The organism is Streptomyces sp. MMBL 11-1, assembly GCF_028622875.1.
In the GTDB taxonomy this organism is placed as follows: Bacteria; Actinomycetota; Actinomycetes; order Streptomycetales; family Streptomycetaceae; genus Streptomyces.
The window spans coordinates 4,093,470-4,109,327 of record NZ_CP117709.1 but is presented as its reverse complement, the minus strand read 5'-3'; the positions used below and the strand labels follow the sequence as shown (position 1 = coordinate 4,109,327).

The window sequence follows — 15,858 nt, the reverse complement described above, 5'->3', positions numbered from 1 at the left end:
GGGCGCGGGTGACGCCACGGGGGCGGGCGCCGGCGGCGTCACGAAGGGCGGAGCGGGCGGTGCGGGCGGTGCAGACCTCGCGGGCGGTGCGGTGTGAGGGGGAGCGGGGGGTGTCCGCGGAGCCGGTGGAGTACCCGGGGCGGGCGCGTTCGGGGCAGGCGGGTTCGAGGCGGGCGCGTTCGGGGCAGGCGCGTTCGGGGCAGGCGGGTCCTCCCCTGCCTCCCACCCCAGAAACGCCTCGCACGCCACGCAGAACTCCCGCCCCGGTGGGTTCCGGTGTCCGCACTCGTCGCAGATCACAGCAGCTCCAGGGTGAATCCGACGTGCGCCGGGACCTCCGCGCCGATCAGCTCCTCCAGCCGCACCCGGTCCGGCTGCCGGATGCCGGCCGGGCGCCCATCCCCATCCCCATCTCCGTCCCCATCCCTATTTCCGTCCCCGTCCCCGTCCCCGCCGCCATCGGCCATCGTCCGGATCCGGATGGTCACCCAGGGGCGGGCCTGGCCCGGCAGCGGAGTGCCGGGCCCGGTCGACCAAGCGGTGCCGCCGCTCTCGATGATCTCCGGTTCCGTACCGGTCTCCAGCCGGAGCGCCTCCGCCAGGCCGCCCGCCGTGCCGCGCCGGGCGTGCCGGGCGACCGCGCCGCGCACCGCCGCCCGGCGCAGCTCCGGCGGGCTGCCCTCGTGGAGGTCGGCGGCCACCCACTGGGCCAGCCAGTCGAGGAAGTCGTCGGGGGCACTGCGCGGGTCCAGGTGGGCGGGCAGGTTGTCGATGGAGAGGAGGACGGGGGCCAGGACGTCGTCCAGGGCGGCCAGGAAGCGCTGGAGGAAGTCCTGTTCCAGGTAGACGGCCGGGAGCCGGTCGATCAGGGGGTGCGGGGTCGGCAGCCCCGGTATTCCACCGCGCATCGGTTCAGGCCCCCCTCACCCGGAGCTGGTGCTCGTAGCTGAAGACCAGCGCGTGCGGGTCCAGCGCGATCTTCGCGGTGGCGTCGGTGCGTTCGCCGGTGACCGGGTCCGCCCGGTACAGGCGGACGTCCTCCACCAGGTCGACCCCCGGCACGCGCTGGAGCACGGCGAACGCCTCCCCCGACTGGACGGGCCTGCCGAACGGCCAGCCCTCCCCGGCCGGCCCGCCGGTGAGCGGGTTGAAGTACCCGTACAGCGCGGCCAGTGCGCTTATCCGGACCTTCTCCGCGACCGCCCCGCGCTCCGCCTGGACCAGGGCGACGACGGTGACGCCCTGGTAGAACGGCGGCTCGACGACCAGCCGGGCCCCGATGGGCCGCCGGGCGTCCAAGTGTCCGGCGATCAGGGCGAGCGTGTTCGCGGGCGGGATCAGCTCGTCGAACGCGATCCGGCCCTGCTCGTCGCCGCTCCCGGCGGGGACGACGAGCAGCCGCACCCCGCCCGCGTCGGAAGCCTCCGCACTGTCCTGCGTACCGGCCCGGATGCAGTGGACCCGGGCCGCGTCCGGGGCGATCTCCCGGGCGAGGAGTTCGTAGTCGTGCGGGACGACGGCCCGGTGCAGGGTGCGCAGCGTCATGGGCCCGCGCACCCGGGCGCTGTCGACGCTCTCGCCGTCCACGCCCCCGAGCGCCGGCCGGCGGTTCTCGACCCGGGCGACGTACGGGATCGCGCTGCGCAGGACCCGGAGCGTGGAGCGGGCGACGTTGCCGCGCAGCCCGCCGCCCCTGCGGTAGGAACGGACCCGGACCGTGGCGCCCTTGACCGGGACGCGGCCGTAGTGGCGTACGGAGCCGTCCCGTTCGCGTACGGCGGGGCCGAACTCGACGCGTCCCGCGTTCGGGTCGAGCGTGACGTGCCGGTCCTCGGGGCCGGAGTGCGCGAAGTCGTCGACCCGGGTCCAGCGGGTGACGTCCGAGCCTCCGCTCGCGGTGTCGGCGGCGGCCGGGTCCGTCACCTCGACCACGAACTCTCCCGGCACCACCGGCGGCCTGGCCAGCCGGAACACCTGCCCGGGGACGCCCTCCGCCTGGCCCAGCACCTCGTCGGTGACGGTCTCGGCGTGTTCGGCGGCGACGGTCGCGCCGATGGTGAAGGCGGTGATGCCGCGTACGACGGGTGGGGCCATGTACGTCGGCCGGCCCGGCTCCGCCTCGATCAGCCGGCAGCGCAGCCAGCCGCCGGTGCGGCGGACGACGGCCGCCGGGACATGGGTGCGCGGCAGGTGGAGGATCAGCTCGCCGGACCGGTTGAAGCCGCCGGTGTCGTCCTTCTCCACCTCGCAGGTCGCCCAACTCGACCCGTCCCAGGCCTCCCAGAGGATCGGCGGCCGGTCCGGGTCGACCCCGACGCCGTCCACCGTGCAGTCCAGCCGGAGCGCCAGCACGCCTGCGGGCACCGCGGCCGACAGGCCGACGTACAGGCAGTCGCCGGGGGCGGGCGTCGCACCGAAGACGGGCACGTCCCGGCCGAGCGTCAGCTCCTCGGTCCGGTCGACGGCTTCCCCGGGCGAGGGCCAGGTGGCCAGGTGGGCGAAGGCGCACGGCACGATGGAGAGCGGCTCGGTGGTGGTGAAGACGACCGCCTCCTCCGTCTCCGTACGGACGGTGGCGACCTCCGTGCCGGCCCGCACCAGCACCGGTTCGGGCCGGGGGGCGGAGAGCCGGAACGTCACCTCGGTGTGGGCGGCGGTCGGCGGGTGGAGCTGGACCCCGATGAGGTCGAGGAAGGTCAGATAGCTCTTCTCCGGGACCCGGTTCACCCGGTAGACGAGCTGGTCGACCATGGTCGCGAACGCCTCGATCAGCGTCACGCCGGGGTCGGAGACATTGTGGTCGGTCCACTCCGGGCAGCGCTGCTGCACCAGGCGTTTCGCCTCGTCGACCAGGCCCTGGAAGGTGCGGTCGTCCAGATGCGGGCTGGGCAGGGTCACGCGCCCGCCTCCTCGTCGTCGGCCGATGCCTCGGTGGACTCGGCGTGCTGCGGGATCACGTAGAACGGGAAGACGAGGTTGCGGGGGTCGTTCGCGCCGCGCACGGTGTAGCCGATGTCGATGTAGAGGACGCCGTTGTCCGCCTCGTCGAACCGGACGACGACCTCGGTCACCTCGATCCGGGGCTCCCACCGCTCCAGCGCGAGCCGCACCTCGTACGCGAGCTGCCCGGCGGTCCCCGCGTCCGCCGGGGCGAACACGTAGTCGTTGACCGCGCAGCCGAACTCCGGCCGCATGGGCCGCTCCCCCGGCGAGGTGGCCAGGATCAGCCGGATCGACTCCTCCAGCTCGTGTTCGCCGTGCACCAGCGCGATGGACCCGGTGGCGTCCGTGCGCGGCGGGAACGCCCAGCCCGCGCCGATGAACTGCTGCCCCATGGGTCCCGTTCACCCGCCGATCAGTACGGTCGGGCAGCCGGAGAGCACCGGGGAACCGCAGCCCGCCAGAACCCCGACGCGGGCGGCCGGCTGCCCGCCGATGAACACCGTCGAACTGCCGGGCGGCGCGAGGACGGTCGGCGGATGAGCGGCGGGCGAGGAGCACAGGTGGGCGGTCCCGACGGTGGCGGCGGGCTTACCGCCGATGAGCACGGACAGGACTCCGGGCGGCCCTACCGTGCCGGGGTGGCCGGTGGGGTCGCCGACCCGGGCCGCCGGAGCGGCTGTTGCGTCGGACATGCTGTGCTCTCCTCCCGTGCGTACGGACTGTCGTGGCGTCAGTTGAGCTTCACCATGGGCGCGTTGACGCTCACCGAACCCCCGCTCTTGATCTCCGTCCGGCGGCTTCCGTCCACCGTGACCTCGCCGCCCCGCACCTCCACCGGGCCCTGTGCCGCGATGCCGACCTTCCCGGTGCCGCCGTCCACGGACACGCCTTTGCGGGCGGTCAACGTGACGCTCTCACCAGTCAGTTCGAGCGCCCCGCGCCCCGCTTCCAGGGCGACACCGTCGGCCGCCCGGATGGAGACCTGCTCCTTGGCCTCGATGGTCACGCTGCCGTCACTGCCGATGACGATGGCGGTGCCCTTGCGGTCGAGGTCGATGGTGAGCTTGCCGTCACCGGTACGGAGCCGGACGCCCTGCGGACCGTTGGCGGCGTCCAGCAGCTCCAGCTGGTTTCCGCTCTTCGACGCGAAGGCGCGACGGTTCACCGCACCGGTGGTGGGATCGACGAGTTCATCCCCGCCTCCCGCACTTCCCGCAGCGCCTGAAGCACCGGGGGCACCAGGGGCGCCAGCCGAGCCGGGGGCCCCGGGGGCGCCAGAAGCGCCCGGAGCACCAGCCGCGCCGGGGGCGCCAGGAGCACCGCCGGGCGGGCCCCCACCCCCCGGCCGGTCCTGCCCGTTGTACAGCCCCGCCAGGACGTACGGCCGGTCCAGATGCCCGTGCTCGAAACCGACCAGCACCTCGTCGCCCACCTCCGGGATGAACGCCTCGCCACCCCCCGTACCGCCGGACTGCGCCGTGCGCGCCCAGTCGCTCGCGTACTCGTCGGAGAGCCACGGGAACCGCACCTTCACCCGCCCGGACCCCTCCGGATCCTGGGTGTCCGTCACCGTCCCGCTGACCAGCCCCGCGCACCGCGAACCGCCCGCCGCCGCCGGGGAGCCGCCCGTCAGCCCGTACACCGACCGCTCCTGCTGCCCCGACACGGTGATCCAGGTCTCGTACCCGCGTACGGCGTCGAAGACATGGCGCGAGGTCGTCACCGTGTACCGGCCCTCGAACGGCGCGCCCACCGCGTTCAGCGCCACCGCGCTGCCCGCCCGGACCTCCGGGTTCCCACGGATCACCGCCTCCAGCTCCGCGAACGACCCGGCGATCCGCTCCGCCAGCGCCTTCGCCGCCTGGTCGACCTGGGCCTGCGCCCCGTACGCCGCGTCGGTCACCACGAACCGGGCCTCGCCGAACGGGGCCGACACCTCCGCCGCCGTCACCCCCAGCTCCAGCGTCGGGGACGAGCCCGCCGGGGCCCGGCCCACCAGCGGCTGCTTCGCCCGGACGTCCCAGCCGCGCACCTCCACCTCGGAGACCTGCTCGGCGGCCGACACCCCGGCCCGGCAGCGCAGCAGGTTGCTGCCCAGCTCCAGGACGAGCGGGTCGCGGTCGGCGCGCACCGAGGCGTCGGGCGCGCCGACCGCCTCCGCCGGCTTCGTGATGTGGAGCTGCCCCTCCCGTACGTACGCCTGCGCGCCCGCCTCCTCCGCGAGGCCCCGCACGAACTCCCAGTCGGTGATGTTGGGTTGGGCGATGTGCTCCAGTACGGGACCGGCGACGTCGACCGGGCCCGGCTTCAGCCCGGCGCGCTGGGCGACCTGGCCGCAGATGTCGGTGAGCGTCATGTTCTGGTAGCTGGCCACCCGGCGGCCCCGGAACAGCCGGTGCGACTCGTCGAGCCCCCGGACGACGGTGAACGTGCCGGACTCGTCGAGCTCCACCTCCAGTGCGGTGACGACCCCCTCCAGCAGCGGTTTCGGCTCGGTGTCGCCGCCCGCGCGGGCCAGCAGCCGGGCCTCGGTGCCGATCTTCAGCCCGGCCTGCTCCAGCAGCACCCGGTCGGGGTCCCGGAACCGCAGCAGGAACAGGTCGGGGAGCGTACGGCTGTCGTCGACATAGCCCTCGACCAGCGTGTTCACGAACTTCGCGGGCAGCGGCGTGCCGCCGAACTCCACCGTCAACGCCGTGGAAACCCCCTGCCCCGCCATCAGCCCCGCCCCCTGCCCCGGGCGGTCTGGGCAGCGCCCCGGTCCGAGGCGTCCCTGCCCCTGCCCTTGTCCCTCAGCCGGGCCAGCTCGTCCAGGGCGGGCAGCAGGAGCTGGGTGCCGGGGGCCAGCCGCATCGGGTCGTCGATCCCGTTCGCCTCGGCGATCACCCGCCAGGCCCCGGGGTCCCCGTACTCCCGGTGGGCGAGCGAGGGCAGCGAGTCGCCCGAGCCGACGCGGTGGACGCGCCGGGCGGCGAGCGCGCCCGAGGTCGGGTTCTGGCCGGGCGTCTCGCCGCTGATCTCCTCCATGGTGACCTGGCAGACCGCCCGGATCGGCACGCCCGAGGTCGTGAACAGCGTGTATTTGGCCGCGACTTGGCTCACGTAACCGGGAAAGCCCGTCAGCCCGCCCCAGTGGAAGACGACCCACGGCGGGGACGACCGCTGCTGCTGCCGGGTCTCGTCCGTCGGCACGCAGCACGCGAAGAGCTGCTCCACCGAGGTGACGACCCGGGTGTCCTGGGTGTCGCTGGCGTCGAAGAACATCTCGACGGTGAGCTTGCTGGGCTGGGAGCCCTGGTACTCCGGCGGGCCCGAACTCTTCGCCCCCTTCGCCGGACTCCGCTTCCAGGAGGCCGCCTTGGTCAGGCTCAGCTCCTTGGGGTTGAACTGGAAGTCGATCCGCCCGCACGGCCCGCCGGGCGTCAGCCCGCCCCCGGTCGGCGGGGTCCGCAGTTCCAGATAGGCGTGCTCCAGCTTGGGCCGCGCCGAACCGCCCTTCGCCGCCGAGGCCACCCCCGACGTACCGGCCGCGCTGAACGCGATGGGACCCGCACCGCTCATCGTCCTCAGCCCTCCATCACGTAACCGTGGTGGGCGATCTCGATGGTCTCCATCGCGACCTTCGGCGACTCGGGCGTGAACCTCGGCCCGGTCCAGCGCACCGGCACGACCTCCAACAGGCCCCACTGGGCGACCTTCTGACCGTCCCCGGTCCGCGCCTCGATGTGCGCGGTCTTGCGGCTGAACCCGGTGGTCATCGTGGCGAACCAGCGCGCCACCTTCTCCGTCTCCCGGGTGAGCGGCCGCGACAATTTCACGTTGCTGTACTTCAGCCGGGTCGGCAGCTGCCACAGATGCCCGTTGTTGCCGCCCTCCTCGCGCGTTTCGAGGACCACTTCGCAGCCGAGGCCCTCGCACGTGTTGAACGACCCGAGTTCGATGTCGTCGATGGTCACGACAAAGCAGACGCTGACGGCGGGGTCGCTGTCCTGGGCGGTGGCCATGGCACGTACCTCTCAGTTCGGTCGAGCGATCGGGCAGTCGAGCGGTCGGGGAGCGGAGCGGCTGGGGAGCGGAGCGGTGGGGAGCGGAGCAGCTGGGCGGTCGAGCGGTCGGGAAGCCGGAGCGGTCGGGGAGCTGGAGCGGTCGGGGAGCTGGAGCGGTCGAGGTGTGGCGCTGTCAGGCGGGGCGGTCAGTGGCGGGTGTTGATGAGATGACCGGCGCGTTCACGTTCCAGCCGGAGGTCGTTCTTCAGGAGCCGGCTCAGCGGGGCGTACAGGGCCCGGACCAGCTCGTCCGTGACGGCGGGAGCGCCCTTGCCGTCCTTCGGGGCAGCCCCGGCTCCGCCCCCCGCCTCCGTTACGGGGCCGGACTCGGGCTCCGCGCTGTCCTCCTCCGGTTCCGTTACGGGGTCGGGCTCGGGCGGCGGCGGTTCCTCGACGACCTCGTCGGCCTCGGAGTCCCGCTGGACGACCGGCCGCGAGGTGCCGGAGACCGGCGCGCCCCCGAAGACGACGCTGCCGTCGGCCATCCGCTGGGCCACCCCGGCCGCCACCGCCACGGCACCGGCCGAGGGCAGCCGACGCGCACTGCCGGAACCCGGCAGGGAACGCGCCACCGAGGCCGGAACCGGAGGCCCTCCGGCTGCCCGCCGCTGAAGGGACGCGGAGGGTGCGGAGGATGCGGAGCCCACGGAGCCCACGGAGCCCACGGAGGGCGGACCGGCCGGGGCAAGGGGCGGGGGCGCGGGCCCCACGGAGACACCGGGGCCGCTCGTCGGACCCCCGTCCCCTACCCCGGCCCCGGCCCCGGCCCACCGGACCGGTACACCCTCGGGGGGCGAGGCGGAGCCGCCCGGATCCGGCGCGGACATCCCGGCGGGCCCGGAACGCGGCTCCACGGCACGCTGTACGTCGACGTTCCGCGGGACCAGGGGCCGGCCGCCCAGGAGGGGGGCGACGGGCCCGCCGTCAGCAGGGGCGGGCGGGGCGGCGGGCGGGCCGGAGGGGGCTGGCGGGCCGGCCGACCGCTGGACGAAGCTTCCGATGCCCCCGGTGCCCCCGACGCCACCCACATCGCCCCCACCGCCCCCACCGCCCCCAGGAACAGGCGCGCCCACTCCCAGGTCATCAGGCCGGCTCGGGGCCGCCTCCCCCACCAACCGATCGTCACCGAGCAAGGGGGCGACGGGCCCGTCGGCATCCCCTGCCCGTCCGTCAGCGGAAAGGCCTTGGGCGACCGGGGCGGCAGGAGCGGCGGGGACGGCAGGCGGCACCCGGCTCCCGGAGTCATCCGGGGCGGAGGCGGCCCGACGCTGAGCGGTCGGCGGCAGACCGGGCAGCGGCGCACCGAGCCCCGGAACCCGCCGGGGCCGCTCCCCCGCCGGAGGCATCGCCGCCCGCTGAACGCCGACGCTGCCGGAGGCCGGGGCGGCCGGAGGGTCGGACGACAGGGCCGGAGGCGTGGGCTCCGCCACGACGGGCCGCTCCCCCAGCAGACGCCGCACGGGCAGCTCCTCCCCGGCGGAGGACGTCATGGCCGAGTTCTCACCGCCGTACAGACGCTGTACGGGTACGGGTACGGGCGCGGGCGCGGGCGCGGGTGGCGCGGGCACCATCCCCGGTACGGCCTCGGGCCCGCCCGGCCGGCCGAAGTGGGTCACCGACCCCCGCAACGGCATGTCCACGGACCGCTGAGCCGCGACCGACGACGGCGACGGGGACGGGGACGGGGACGGGGACGGCGGCGACGGGGCCGATTCCGCGACGCCGACCCCGCGCAGAAGTCCGGCCGGAGCGTCAGGGCTCACCAGATGCCCGAGCGGGGTCCCGAGCGCGGTGTCCTGGCGGGTGGCGAGCGACGCCTCGAACTCCGCCGGCCCCACCGTCAGTTGCTGCCCGGAAACCATCCGCTGGAGCGGCTCCAACCGGTTCACGTCGACCCGTTCGCCACGATCAGCCGCGCGCGCGGGCCCGGGAACGGGGGCGGGGGCGGGCGCATCGCCGGAGCGGGCGGCGGCGCCGCCGCGGCCGCCCCACAGCCAGGACATCAACCCCATGAGCTCCTCGTCCTCCCCTGCGCGGTGTGCCCAGCCCGGTCGTCGGCCAGGGCCTCAGTGCCCGTTGAGACGGGCGACCTGAGCGACGAACTCCAGGCGTTCCGGATGTTCCAGGTCCAGCAGGTCGTCCAGCGGCCAGTGGAAGTGGTAGGCGAGGTACGCGACCTCCTCGTAGAGCAGGTCGGCCGCGTACGTCACGATTCCCCCAGGCGGCCACCGGCGAGATTCACCGCGAACTCCTCGTCGCAGGACGGGCAGGTGACGGCGGCACGGGTGTGCCCCTCGGCGTTGATCCGGCGGTAGAAGTCCTGGAGGAAGGCCAGGTCGGAGGCGAACAGATCCTCGATGACGCCGGGGTGGATGTCCTCGACCGTGCCGATGCGCGTCACCACCCGGGAGATGAGGACCACCGACAGATAGGCCGAGTTCTCCCTGACCCGGTCGTCCCGCAGGGGGACGAGTTCGTCGCGTGCGGTGGCGAGGCGCATCACGCCCGTACGGTGGACGGTCCCCGACTCGTCGACGTAACCGCGCGGCAGCTCGAAGCCGAACTCCGTGCGCAGCGTCTCCTGTTGACGCGCGGAGCCGCTCCGGCCCCCGGCTGCCGCCCCGGCCTCGACCTGCTCCGGGCTCTGGAACTGGACCGAGCGGCGCATCAGTCGAGTTCCATCGCCTCGTAGGTGATCGCCAGCTTCTCGGTCAGCACCGAGGTGTCACCGGCCTTGAGGGTGCCGATCTCCAGGGACTTCGGCCAGGCGTTGATGAGCTTGTAGCGCTTGATCGGCAGGCCCTCGTAGTCGTAGACGATGACCGCTCCGTTGCGGCGGGCGTTCGTCATGCGGCCGAACCGCGAATCCTTGATCCACCGCTCGAAGCTGTTGTCCTCGGTGAGCCCGCGCGTCACGGTGACCTCGCCCGCTTTGGGGCGGCCGGGCAGCTTCTTGATGGCGTACTTGCCGTCGAAGGTGTTCTGCTTCAGCTCGATGACGTCCTGTTCCATCTTCAGACCGCTGACCTCGGTGATCTGCTTGATGATGACGCTGTCGAATTCGAGGCCGAAGGAATGCCCGACGGAACTGTCGAGATCGGGAAGTGGCACAGCAGACTCCTAACGCCAGGCTCAGGAACGGGCTGTCAGCGGTCAACGGGGGCGGCGGGCGGTCATTCGTCGACACCACCGCTGCCGCCGGTCAGCTGGGAGAGCCGGAACACCACGAACTCGGCCGGTTTGACAGGCGCGACCCCGATCTCGCAGATGACCTGCCCGGCGTCGATGCTCTCCGGCGGGTTCGTCTCGCGGTCGCACTTCACGTAGAACGCCTCCTCGGGGGTCAGCCCGAACAGCGACCCCTTGCGCCACTCGTTGACGAGGAACGCCGAGACGGTGCGCCGGACACGGGCCCACAGGGCGTCGTCGTTCGGCTCGAAGACGACCCACTGCGTACCGGCGAGGATCGACTCCTCCAGGTAGTTGAAGAGCCGCCGGACGTTCAGATACCGCCAGGCCGGGTCGGAGGCCAGCGTCCGCGCGCCCCACACCCGGATGCCCCGGCCGGGAAAGGCGCGGATGCAGTTCAGCCCGATCGGGTTGAGGAGGTCGTGCTCGCCCTTGGTGAGCTGGGTCGCCAGCGCCACGGCTCCCCGGACGACCTCGTTCGCCGGGGCCTTGTGCACGCCGCGCGTGTCGTCGTTGCGCGCCCAGACCCCGGCGATGTGCCCGCTGGGCGGTACGAGGGTGGCGCGGCCGGACGCGGGGTCGGCCACGCTGATCCACGGGTAGTAGAGCGTGGCGTACTTGGAGTCGAAGTTGGCCTGCCCGGTGCGCCAGCCGCGGATCTGCTGCGGGGTGAGGCCGGGCGGGGGGTCGAGGATGGCCACCCGGTCGCCCATCAGCTCGCAGTGGGAGATCAGCCCCTGCTGCACGGCGATGACCGACTCCAGGTCCAGCAGCCCGCGTTCGTAGGCGCTCATCAGGTCGGGCAAGGCGATCATGGTGACCTCGTCGACCGCTTCGAGGCCGCCGAGCCCCGTACGGCGGTCGGCGTCGCCGACGTACACCTCGGGGGCCAGCGCACCGGAGCTGCCGGCGACGGGGGCGGCCGGGGCGAGGACCACCGTCTGCGGCGCGGGCGGGGCGGGGGCGGCGCCGCGCCCCGACTCCCGTACCTCGATCAGCTCGGACGTGGCGTTGACGCGGGTGGCGACGTTGTCCTTGCTGCGCTTGGTGGTGACGGAGGGGTACGTCTCCACGACCTGGCCGTCCCGCATGACCAGGAACCGGAAGACGTCGGCGGGCGGGTCGTCGCCCTCCACCGGGGCGACCTCCACACTGATCTCGCCGCTCACACCCGGCCGGGGCCGTACGGCGTAGGGCCCGACCGGGACCTCCGCGCCGACGGGCAGCTCGCCGCTCGCACCGGCTGCCCCGGTGTCGCCCTCGTCACCCGCGCCGGCCCCGACGTGAGCCGCTGTCGTGCCGTCGTCGACGCGGACGACGTAACAGACGCCGCCACCGTTGGCGAAGAACCCGTAGACGGAGGTAGCGAGGTAGGCCCCGTCGACGAAGTCACCGAACGTGGCGACGAACTGGCTCCAGTTGGTGATCAGCGTCGGCTCGTCGAACGGGCCCTTCTGCGCGAAGCCGACGAAGGCGGCGACCGAGGTGCCCACCCCTTCGATCGGCCGGGATCCGGACTCGACCTCTTCGACGTAGACGCCGGGGGACAGGTACGACGGCATAAGGGCCTCTCCTCGACACACTCCTGGACGCACTGCTCGACCGTGGGACGCGGGCCATTCTCGCCACTGCGGCGATCACCGGGAACGGACGGTCGGCCGCCCCGCCGCGCATCGAGAGCTGCCCGATGAGGCAACGCGACCGCGCCGTGGGTGCCGCCCCGCCCTGCCCCGTACGCGGTCCGCGCGCGCTGCGTACGTCCCCGGGTTCCCCGGCACAGTGACAGCCACCACGCATGCACCACATCCGGACCGTCCGGGCCATCCGGGCGGCCTCCTGGCCGTCGGGGGCGGGAGGGGCGGGAGGGCGGGAGGGGCGGATGAAGGCGGTTCCGGAGAAGCCTTCCGCCACGCCGCCCCGCCACGACGCGGCACGCGCCCAGGACCTCGACGCCGTACGCACCCCGGACCTTGACGCCGTACACACCCCAAGCTCCGACGCCGTACGCATCCCGAGCCCCGACGCCGTACACGCACCGGACCACGGGGCGGTCCTCGGACTCTCCCGCTCGGAAGCGCCGCGCGCGGAACGGGCGACCGCGGCCCCGCCCCCCGACCGCCGCTCCATCCAACGGTTGCAGCGCATGGCGGGGAACGGGGCGGTGTCGCGACTGGTCGCCCAGCGGTACACCGCGCCGGTGAAGACGCCGCCGGCGCAGTCGGCCCGCTTCCGCACCATGAAGGCGGATGTGGCGGCGAAGAAGACCCGGCTCGCCGCGCACGCCCCGGCGGCGGCGGAGTCGAAGGCCTCGCAGGACGCGGCGGTGGCCCCGCCGGACGACAAGGAGGCCCAGGGCAAGGCGGCGAACGCCGAGAAGATGAACGCGGCGAAGCCGGGGGAGTTCGACAAGAAGGCGTTCATCGACGCGGTGAACAAGGCCATCGACTCCCAGGCCCCCAAGAACCTCGACGAGGCCGACAAGTTCGCCAAGTCCGGCAAGGCGGACCAGGTCAAGGCGGAGGTCGACGGCAAGGTCACCGACGGCAAGGAGTCCTCCGCCAAGGACATCGACACGGCGACGAAGGCCCCGCCCGACACCTCCGCCGCCAAGGACAAGGAGGTCACCCCGCTCACCCCCGACCAGGCCCCCGCCAACCCCGGCGCCCCCTCCGCGACGGACGCGGTCCCCGAGAAGCAGCCCGCGGCCGTCACGGACTTCTCCGAGGGGCCGGCCGAGAACGACAAGGCGATGGCGGACGCCGAGGTCACCGAGGAACAGCTCGCCAAGGGCAACGAACCGGAGTTCAACGAGGCCCTGTCGGCCAAGAAGACCTCCGAGGCGGACGCGGCGAAGGCCCCCGCGAAGGGAAAGGCGGCGGAGGACCAGCAGCTCTCCACCGCCAAACAGAACGCGGCGGCCTCCGGGGCCCAGGCGATGGCGGGCCTCACCTCCACCCGCGCCACCGCCGGCAAACAGGTCGACGGCGGGAAGAACGACACGAAGTCGAAGGACGAGAAGAAGCGCGCCGAGGTCACGGCGAAACTCCAGAAGGTCTACGACGGCACGAAGAAGGACGTCGAGGACACCCTGTCCGGCCTGGACAAGAAGGTGGACACGGCGTTCACGTCGGGCGAGAAGTCAGCGCGGGACGCGTTCACGGCCGACCACAAGAGCCGGATGAAGAAGTACAAGGACAAGCGGTACTCGGGCCTCATGGGCAAGGGCCGCTGGATCAAGGACAAGTTCGCCGGCCTGCCGAAGGCGGCGAACGACCTCTACCAGGAGTCCCGCAAGCTCTACGTCTCCCGCATGCAGACGGTCATCTCATCGGTGGCGGACATCATCGGCGCCGAACTCGGCAAGGCGAAGGCCCGCATAGCCAAGGGCCGCACGGAGCTGAAGGCGGAAGTCGACAAACTCCCGTCCGACCTCCGTCAGTTCGGCGAGGAGGCGGCGAAGGACTTCGCGGGGAAGTTCGACGACCTGGAAGCCACGGTCAACGAGAAATCGGAGCAACTGGTCCAGGACCTGGCCCAGAAGTACACCGCCGCCCTCAACAAGATCGACGAGGAGATCAAGAAACTCCAGGAGGCCAACAAGGGCCTGATCGACAAGGCGAAGGACGCCATCGTCGGCGCCATCAAGACAATCAACGAGCTGAAGAACCTGCTCCTGGGCATCCTCGCCAAGGCCGCCTCCGCGATCATGAAGATCATCAAGGACCCGATCGGTTTCCTGGGCAACCTGGTGAAAGCGGTCGGCGCGGGCCTGAACCTCTTCATCACGAACATCGCCGACCACCTGAAGACCGGTGTCGTCTCCTGGCTTCTGGGCACAGCGGTGAAGGCGGGCCTGGACCTCCCGCAGAAATTCGACCTCAAGGGAATCATCCAGCTCATCGGCTCGATGCTCGGCCTGACCTGGGACAACATCCGCACCCGCGTCACCCGCAAGGGCGTCCCCGACGAAGCGATGAGCGCGGTCGAAACCTCGGTCCCGGTCGCAAAGAAACTCGCCGCCGAAGGCCCGGCCGGCGCGGTGAAGGAAATCCAGGCCGAAGCCGGCGACCTCAAGGCCACCATCCTCGGCAAACTCACGACCTACCTGATCCCCACGGTCCTCATCGCAGGCATCACCTGGATCATCTCCCTCCTCAACCCCGCCTCCGCATTCGTCCGCGCGGTCAAGGGAATCATCGACATCGTCACGTTCATCGTGACCCAGGGCGCACAGATCGCGGACTTCGTCAACGCGGTCCTGGACGCGGTCATCGCCATCGCCAACGGCGGCCAGGCCGGCGTCCCCAAACTCATCGAAGCCGCCCTCGCCACCAGCGTCCCCCTCCTGATCGGCTTCCTCGCCGCCCTGCTGGGCATCGGCGGCCTGGCCAACAAGGTCAAGTCGGTCTTCCAGTCGGTGTCACGACCGGTCACCCGAGCCATCGACAAGATCGTCGACTTCATCGCCAAGAAGGGCAAAGCGCTCTGGACCAAACGCAAGGGCGATAAGAGCAAGACAGGGCCGGAGAAAGGGCAGCCGGGTGAAGGCCGCACCCTGAAACCAGACTGGGAAACCGTCAGTTTCTCTGCGGGCGAGCACGGGCATCGGCTCTTCGTCGTGGCGGGCGGCGGCAAGGCCACGCTGATGGTCGCCAGCACGGAACAGCCGGTTGCGAGCTACCTCAATCGCGTCATCACCGACGAGGAGACCAGGCCCGAGACCAAGCAGACGGCTCAGGAAGCGCTGCAGTTGGCGACAGCCGCCGGTGGTCAGGCGAACGAGATCGCGAAGCTTGCAGTGCACGTCCCTGAGAAGAAGGAAGCGGCGTCCAGGCAGAAGATGTCCAAGGAGCAGGCGGAGCTCTCCGGTGACCAGAAGAAGCTTGCCGACTTACTCAAACAGATATTCGAGCAGAAGAACTCCATCGAACCTTGGCTCGGCAAACCCGTCGCCGACGTACCGAAGGGACTGCTCGGCTACGACGTGCGGCCGGACAGCGGGACGTTCCTGTACGGCGGGAGCTACTCGTTCCTACAGATTCAACGCGCGGGCGGGTTCGGGTCGGCCGACAAACTTAGCTTCCCGAAGACACACGTGGACCCGGACGAAAATGTACAGAAAGGAGCGGGCATCCTGCGGGCGGACATGGAGGTCATCAAGGCCTATCGCGCCGAGATCGCCACACACCAGGACAAGCTGAAGCACGACGGAGCACCGGATCTCGAGGGAAATCCCGATGGCCTCGCAAACCAACTCGAGAATGGCGCCAACAAGAAACGGCCATTCAACATGGGCATCCGTAAGCAGATGGAAGCCATCGTGAACTTCCTCCGGAAAGGTGAAGATCTTACCGGCATCGAGGTTAAGGTCGGGCAGAAGCGCATCGACTACACGGCAAGGATGCGCATCGACGACAAGGCAAGGCACGTCATGATCGAGTACAAGCATGTGACGGGCAAGCTCAGCAGCGAACGCCGGGCCGAGTTGACGGCTAAGCTGGCAGCCCAGCTCACCGGTCAGATAGAAGGCGGTCGCGGAAAATACACCACGCACATCATCGAGTGGCCTGAGTTCAGCGGCCTCGACGAACGCTCACAAGCGGCGTTCCGTGAGGTCATCGAGGACGCACAGAGCTTGGGTAGGCGGATAGGCGTCGACGTGAGATGGAGCGGGTGACGG

14 protein-coding genes are annotated in these 15,858 nt (G+C 71.7%); 2 read left to right on the top strand and 12 right to left on the bottom strand.

What is annotated here, in order from left to right:
* Positions 1-296: 296 nt before the first annotated feature.
* The 8 genes from PSQ21_RS18045 to PSQ21_RS18010 all read right to left on the bottom strand — a co-directional run bounded on the left by PSQ21_RS18045 (position 297) and on the right by PSQ21_RS18010 (position 7,561).
* A complete protein-coding gene (locus PSQ21_RS18045; protein ID WP_274031566.1) occupies positions 297-908 on the bottom strand; it encodes a phage tail protein in 612 nt (203 codons plus the stop codon).
* 4 nt (positions 909-912) lie between these two features.
* Positions 913-2,898, bottom strand: coding sequence for a putative baseplate assembly protein (locus PSQ21_RS18040; protein ID WP_274031565.1), 1,986 nt, complete (start codon positions 2,896-2,898; stop codon positions 913-915).
* Positions 2,895-3,335 (bottom strand): GPW/gp25 family protein, encoded by a 441-nt coding sequence (locus PSQ21_RS18035; RefSeq protein WP_274031564.1) that lies wholly within the window; start codon positions 3,333-3,335, stop codon positions 2,895-2,897. The genes PSQ21_RS18040 and PSQ21_RS18035 overlap by 4 nt, the downstream gene beginning before the upstream one ends.
* Before the next feature lie 9 nt (positions 3,336-3,344).
* Positions 3,345-3,635: a PAAR domain-containing protein gene (locus PSQ21_RS18030; protein ID WP_274031563.1), complete on the bottom strand. Its 291-nt coding sequence runs from the start codon at positions 3,633-3,635 to the stop codon at positions 3,345-3,347.
* Between the two features lie 38 nt (positions 3,636-3,673).
* The gene (locus tag PSQ21_RS18025; RefSeq protein WP_274031562.1) at positions 3,674-5,662 is read right to left on the bottom strand and encodes a VgrG-related protein; all 1,989 of its coding nucleotides are present in this window, start codon (positions 5,660-5,662) and stop codon (positions 3,674-3,676) included.
* Positions 5,662-6,504: a CIS tube protein gene (locus PSQ21_RS18020; RefSeq protein WP_274031560.1), complete on the bottom strand. Its 843-nt coding sequence runs from the start codon at positions 6,502-6,504 to the stop codon at positions 5,662-5,664. Before PSQ21_RS18020 ends, PSQ21_RS18025 begins: the two co-directional genes overlap by 1 nt.
* Before the next feature lie 5 nt (positions 6,505-6,509).
* Positions 6,510-6,947 (bottom strand): phage tail protein, encoded by a 438-nt coding sequence (locus PSQ21_RS18015; RefSeq protein WP_097868117.1) that lies wholly within the window; start codon positions 6,945-6,947, stop codon positions 6,510-6,512.
* A 188-nt stretch (positions 6,948-7,135) separates the two neighbouring features.
* Positions 7,136-7,561: a hypothetical protein gene (locus PSQ21_RS18010; RefSeq protein ID WP_274031559.1), complete on the bottom strand. Its 426-nt coding sequence runs from the start codon at positions 7,559-7,561 to the stop codon at positions 7,136-7,138.
* Positions 7,562-8,477: 916 nt separating this feature from the next.
* On the opposite strand from PSQ21_RS18010, the gene PSQ21_RS18005 reads away from it, so the two are divergent.
* The gene (locus tag PSQ21_RS18005) at positions 8,478-8,639 is read left to right on the top strand and encodes a hypothetical protein (RefSeq protein ID WP_274031558.1); all 162 of its coding nucleotides are present in this window, start codon (positions 8,478-8,480) and stop codon (positions 8,637-8,639) included.
* 416 nt (positions 8,640-9,055) lie between these two features.
* Here the strand turns inward: PSQ21_RS18005 and PSQ21_RS18000 are convergent, their stop codons facing one another.
* From PSQ21_RS18000 to PSQ21_RS17985, 4 genes are all read right to left on the bottom strand, one after another.
* Positions 9,056-9,199 carry a DUF6760 family protein gene (locus tag PSQ21_RS18000; RefSeq protein WP_274031557.1) on the bottom strand — a complete coding sequence of 48 codons (144 nt, stop codon included), beginning with the start codon at positions 9,197-9,199 and terminating at the stop codon, positions 9,056-9,058.
* On the bottom strand, positions 9,196-9,657 hold the full coding sequence (locus PSQ21_RS17995; RefSeq protein WP_274031556.1) for a hypothetical protein: 462 nt from the start codon (positions 9,655-9,657) through the stop codon (positions 9,196-9,198). The genes PSQ21_RS18000 and PSQ21_RS17995 overlap by 4 nt, the downstream gene beginning before the upstream one ends.
* Positions 9,657-10,100 carry a phage tail protein gene (locus PSQ21_RS17990; RefSeq protein WP_018960795.1) on the bottom strand — a complete coding sequence of 148 codons (444 nt, stop codon included), beginning with the start codon at positions 10,098-10,100 and terminating at the stop codon, positions 9,657-9,659. The genes PSQ21_RS17995 and PSQ21_RS17990 overlap by 1 nt, the downstream gene beginning before the upstream one ends.
* A 62-nt stretch (positions 10,101-10,162) precedes the next feature.
* Positions 10,163-11,740, bottom strand: coding sequence for a phage tail sheath family protein (locus tag PSQ21_RS17985; RefSeq protein ID WP_274031555.1), 1,578 nt, complete (start codon positions 11,738-11,740; stop codon positions 10,163-10,165).
* A gap of 317 nt (positions 11,741-12,057) precedes the next feature.
* Here PSQ21_RS17985 and PSQ21_RS17980 point away from each other — a divergent pair, with 317 nt between their 5' ends.
* Positions 12,058-15,855 (top strand): phage tail protein, encoded by a 3,798-nt coding sequence (locus tag PSQ21_RS17980; protein WP_274031554.1) that lies wholly within the window; start codon positions 12,058-12,060, stop codon positions 15,853-15,855.
* Positions 15,856-15,858 lie beyond the last annotated feature (3 nt).

What these genes read in the sequence shown, in the direction of transcription:
- PSQ21_RS18005 (WP_274031558.1), top strand. Translation starts at nt 8,478, where the DNA reads ATGGCCGAGTTCTCACCGCCGTACAGACGCTGTACGGGTACGGGTACG.
- PSQ21_RS18045 (WP_274031566.1), bottom strand. Translation starts at nt 908, where the DNA reads ATGCGCGGTGGAATACCGGGGCTGCCGACCCCGCACCCCCTGATCGAC.
- PSQ21_RS18035 (WP_274031564.1), bottom strand. Translation starts at nt 3,335, where the DNA reads ATGGGGCAGCAGTTCATCGGCGCGGGCTGGGCGTTCCCGCCGCGCACG.
- PSQ21_RS18030 (WP_274031563.1), bottom strand. Translation starts at nt 3,635, where the DNA reads ATGTCCGACGCAACAGCCGCTCCGGCGGCCCGGGTCGGCGACCCCACC.
- PSQ21_RS18020 (WP_274031560.1), bottom strand. Translation starts at nt 6,504, where the DNA reads ATGAGCGGTGCGGGTCCCATCGCGTTCAGCGCGGCCGGTACGTCGGGG.
- PSQ21_RS18025 (WP_274031562.1), bottom strand. Translation starts at nt 5,662, where the DNA reads ATGGCGGGGCAGGGGGTTTCCACGGCGTTGACGGTGGAGTTCGGCGGC.
- PSQ21_RS17985 (WP_274031555.1), bottom strand. Translation starts at nt 11,740, where the DNA reads ATGCCGTCGTACCTGTCCCCCGGCGTCTACGTCGAAGAGGTCGAGTCC.
- PSQ21_RS17995 (WP_274031556.1), bottom strand. Translation starts at nt 9,657, where the DNA reads ATGCGCCGCTCGGTCCAGTTCCAGAGCCCGGAGCAGGTCGAGGCCGGG.
- PSQ21_RS18015 (WP_097868117.1), bottom strand. Translation starts at nt 6,947, where the DNA reads ATGGCCACCGCCCAGGACAGCGACCCCGCCGTCAGCGTCTGCTTTGTC.
- PSQ21_RS17980 (WP_274031554.1), top strand. Translation starts at nt 12,058, where the DNA reads ATGAAGGCGGTTCCGGAGAAGCCTTCCGCCACGCCGCCCCGCCACGAC.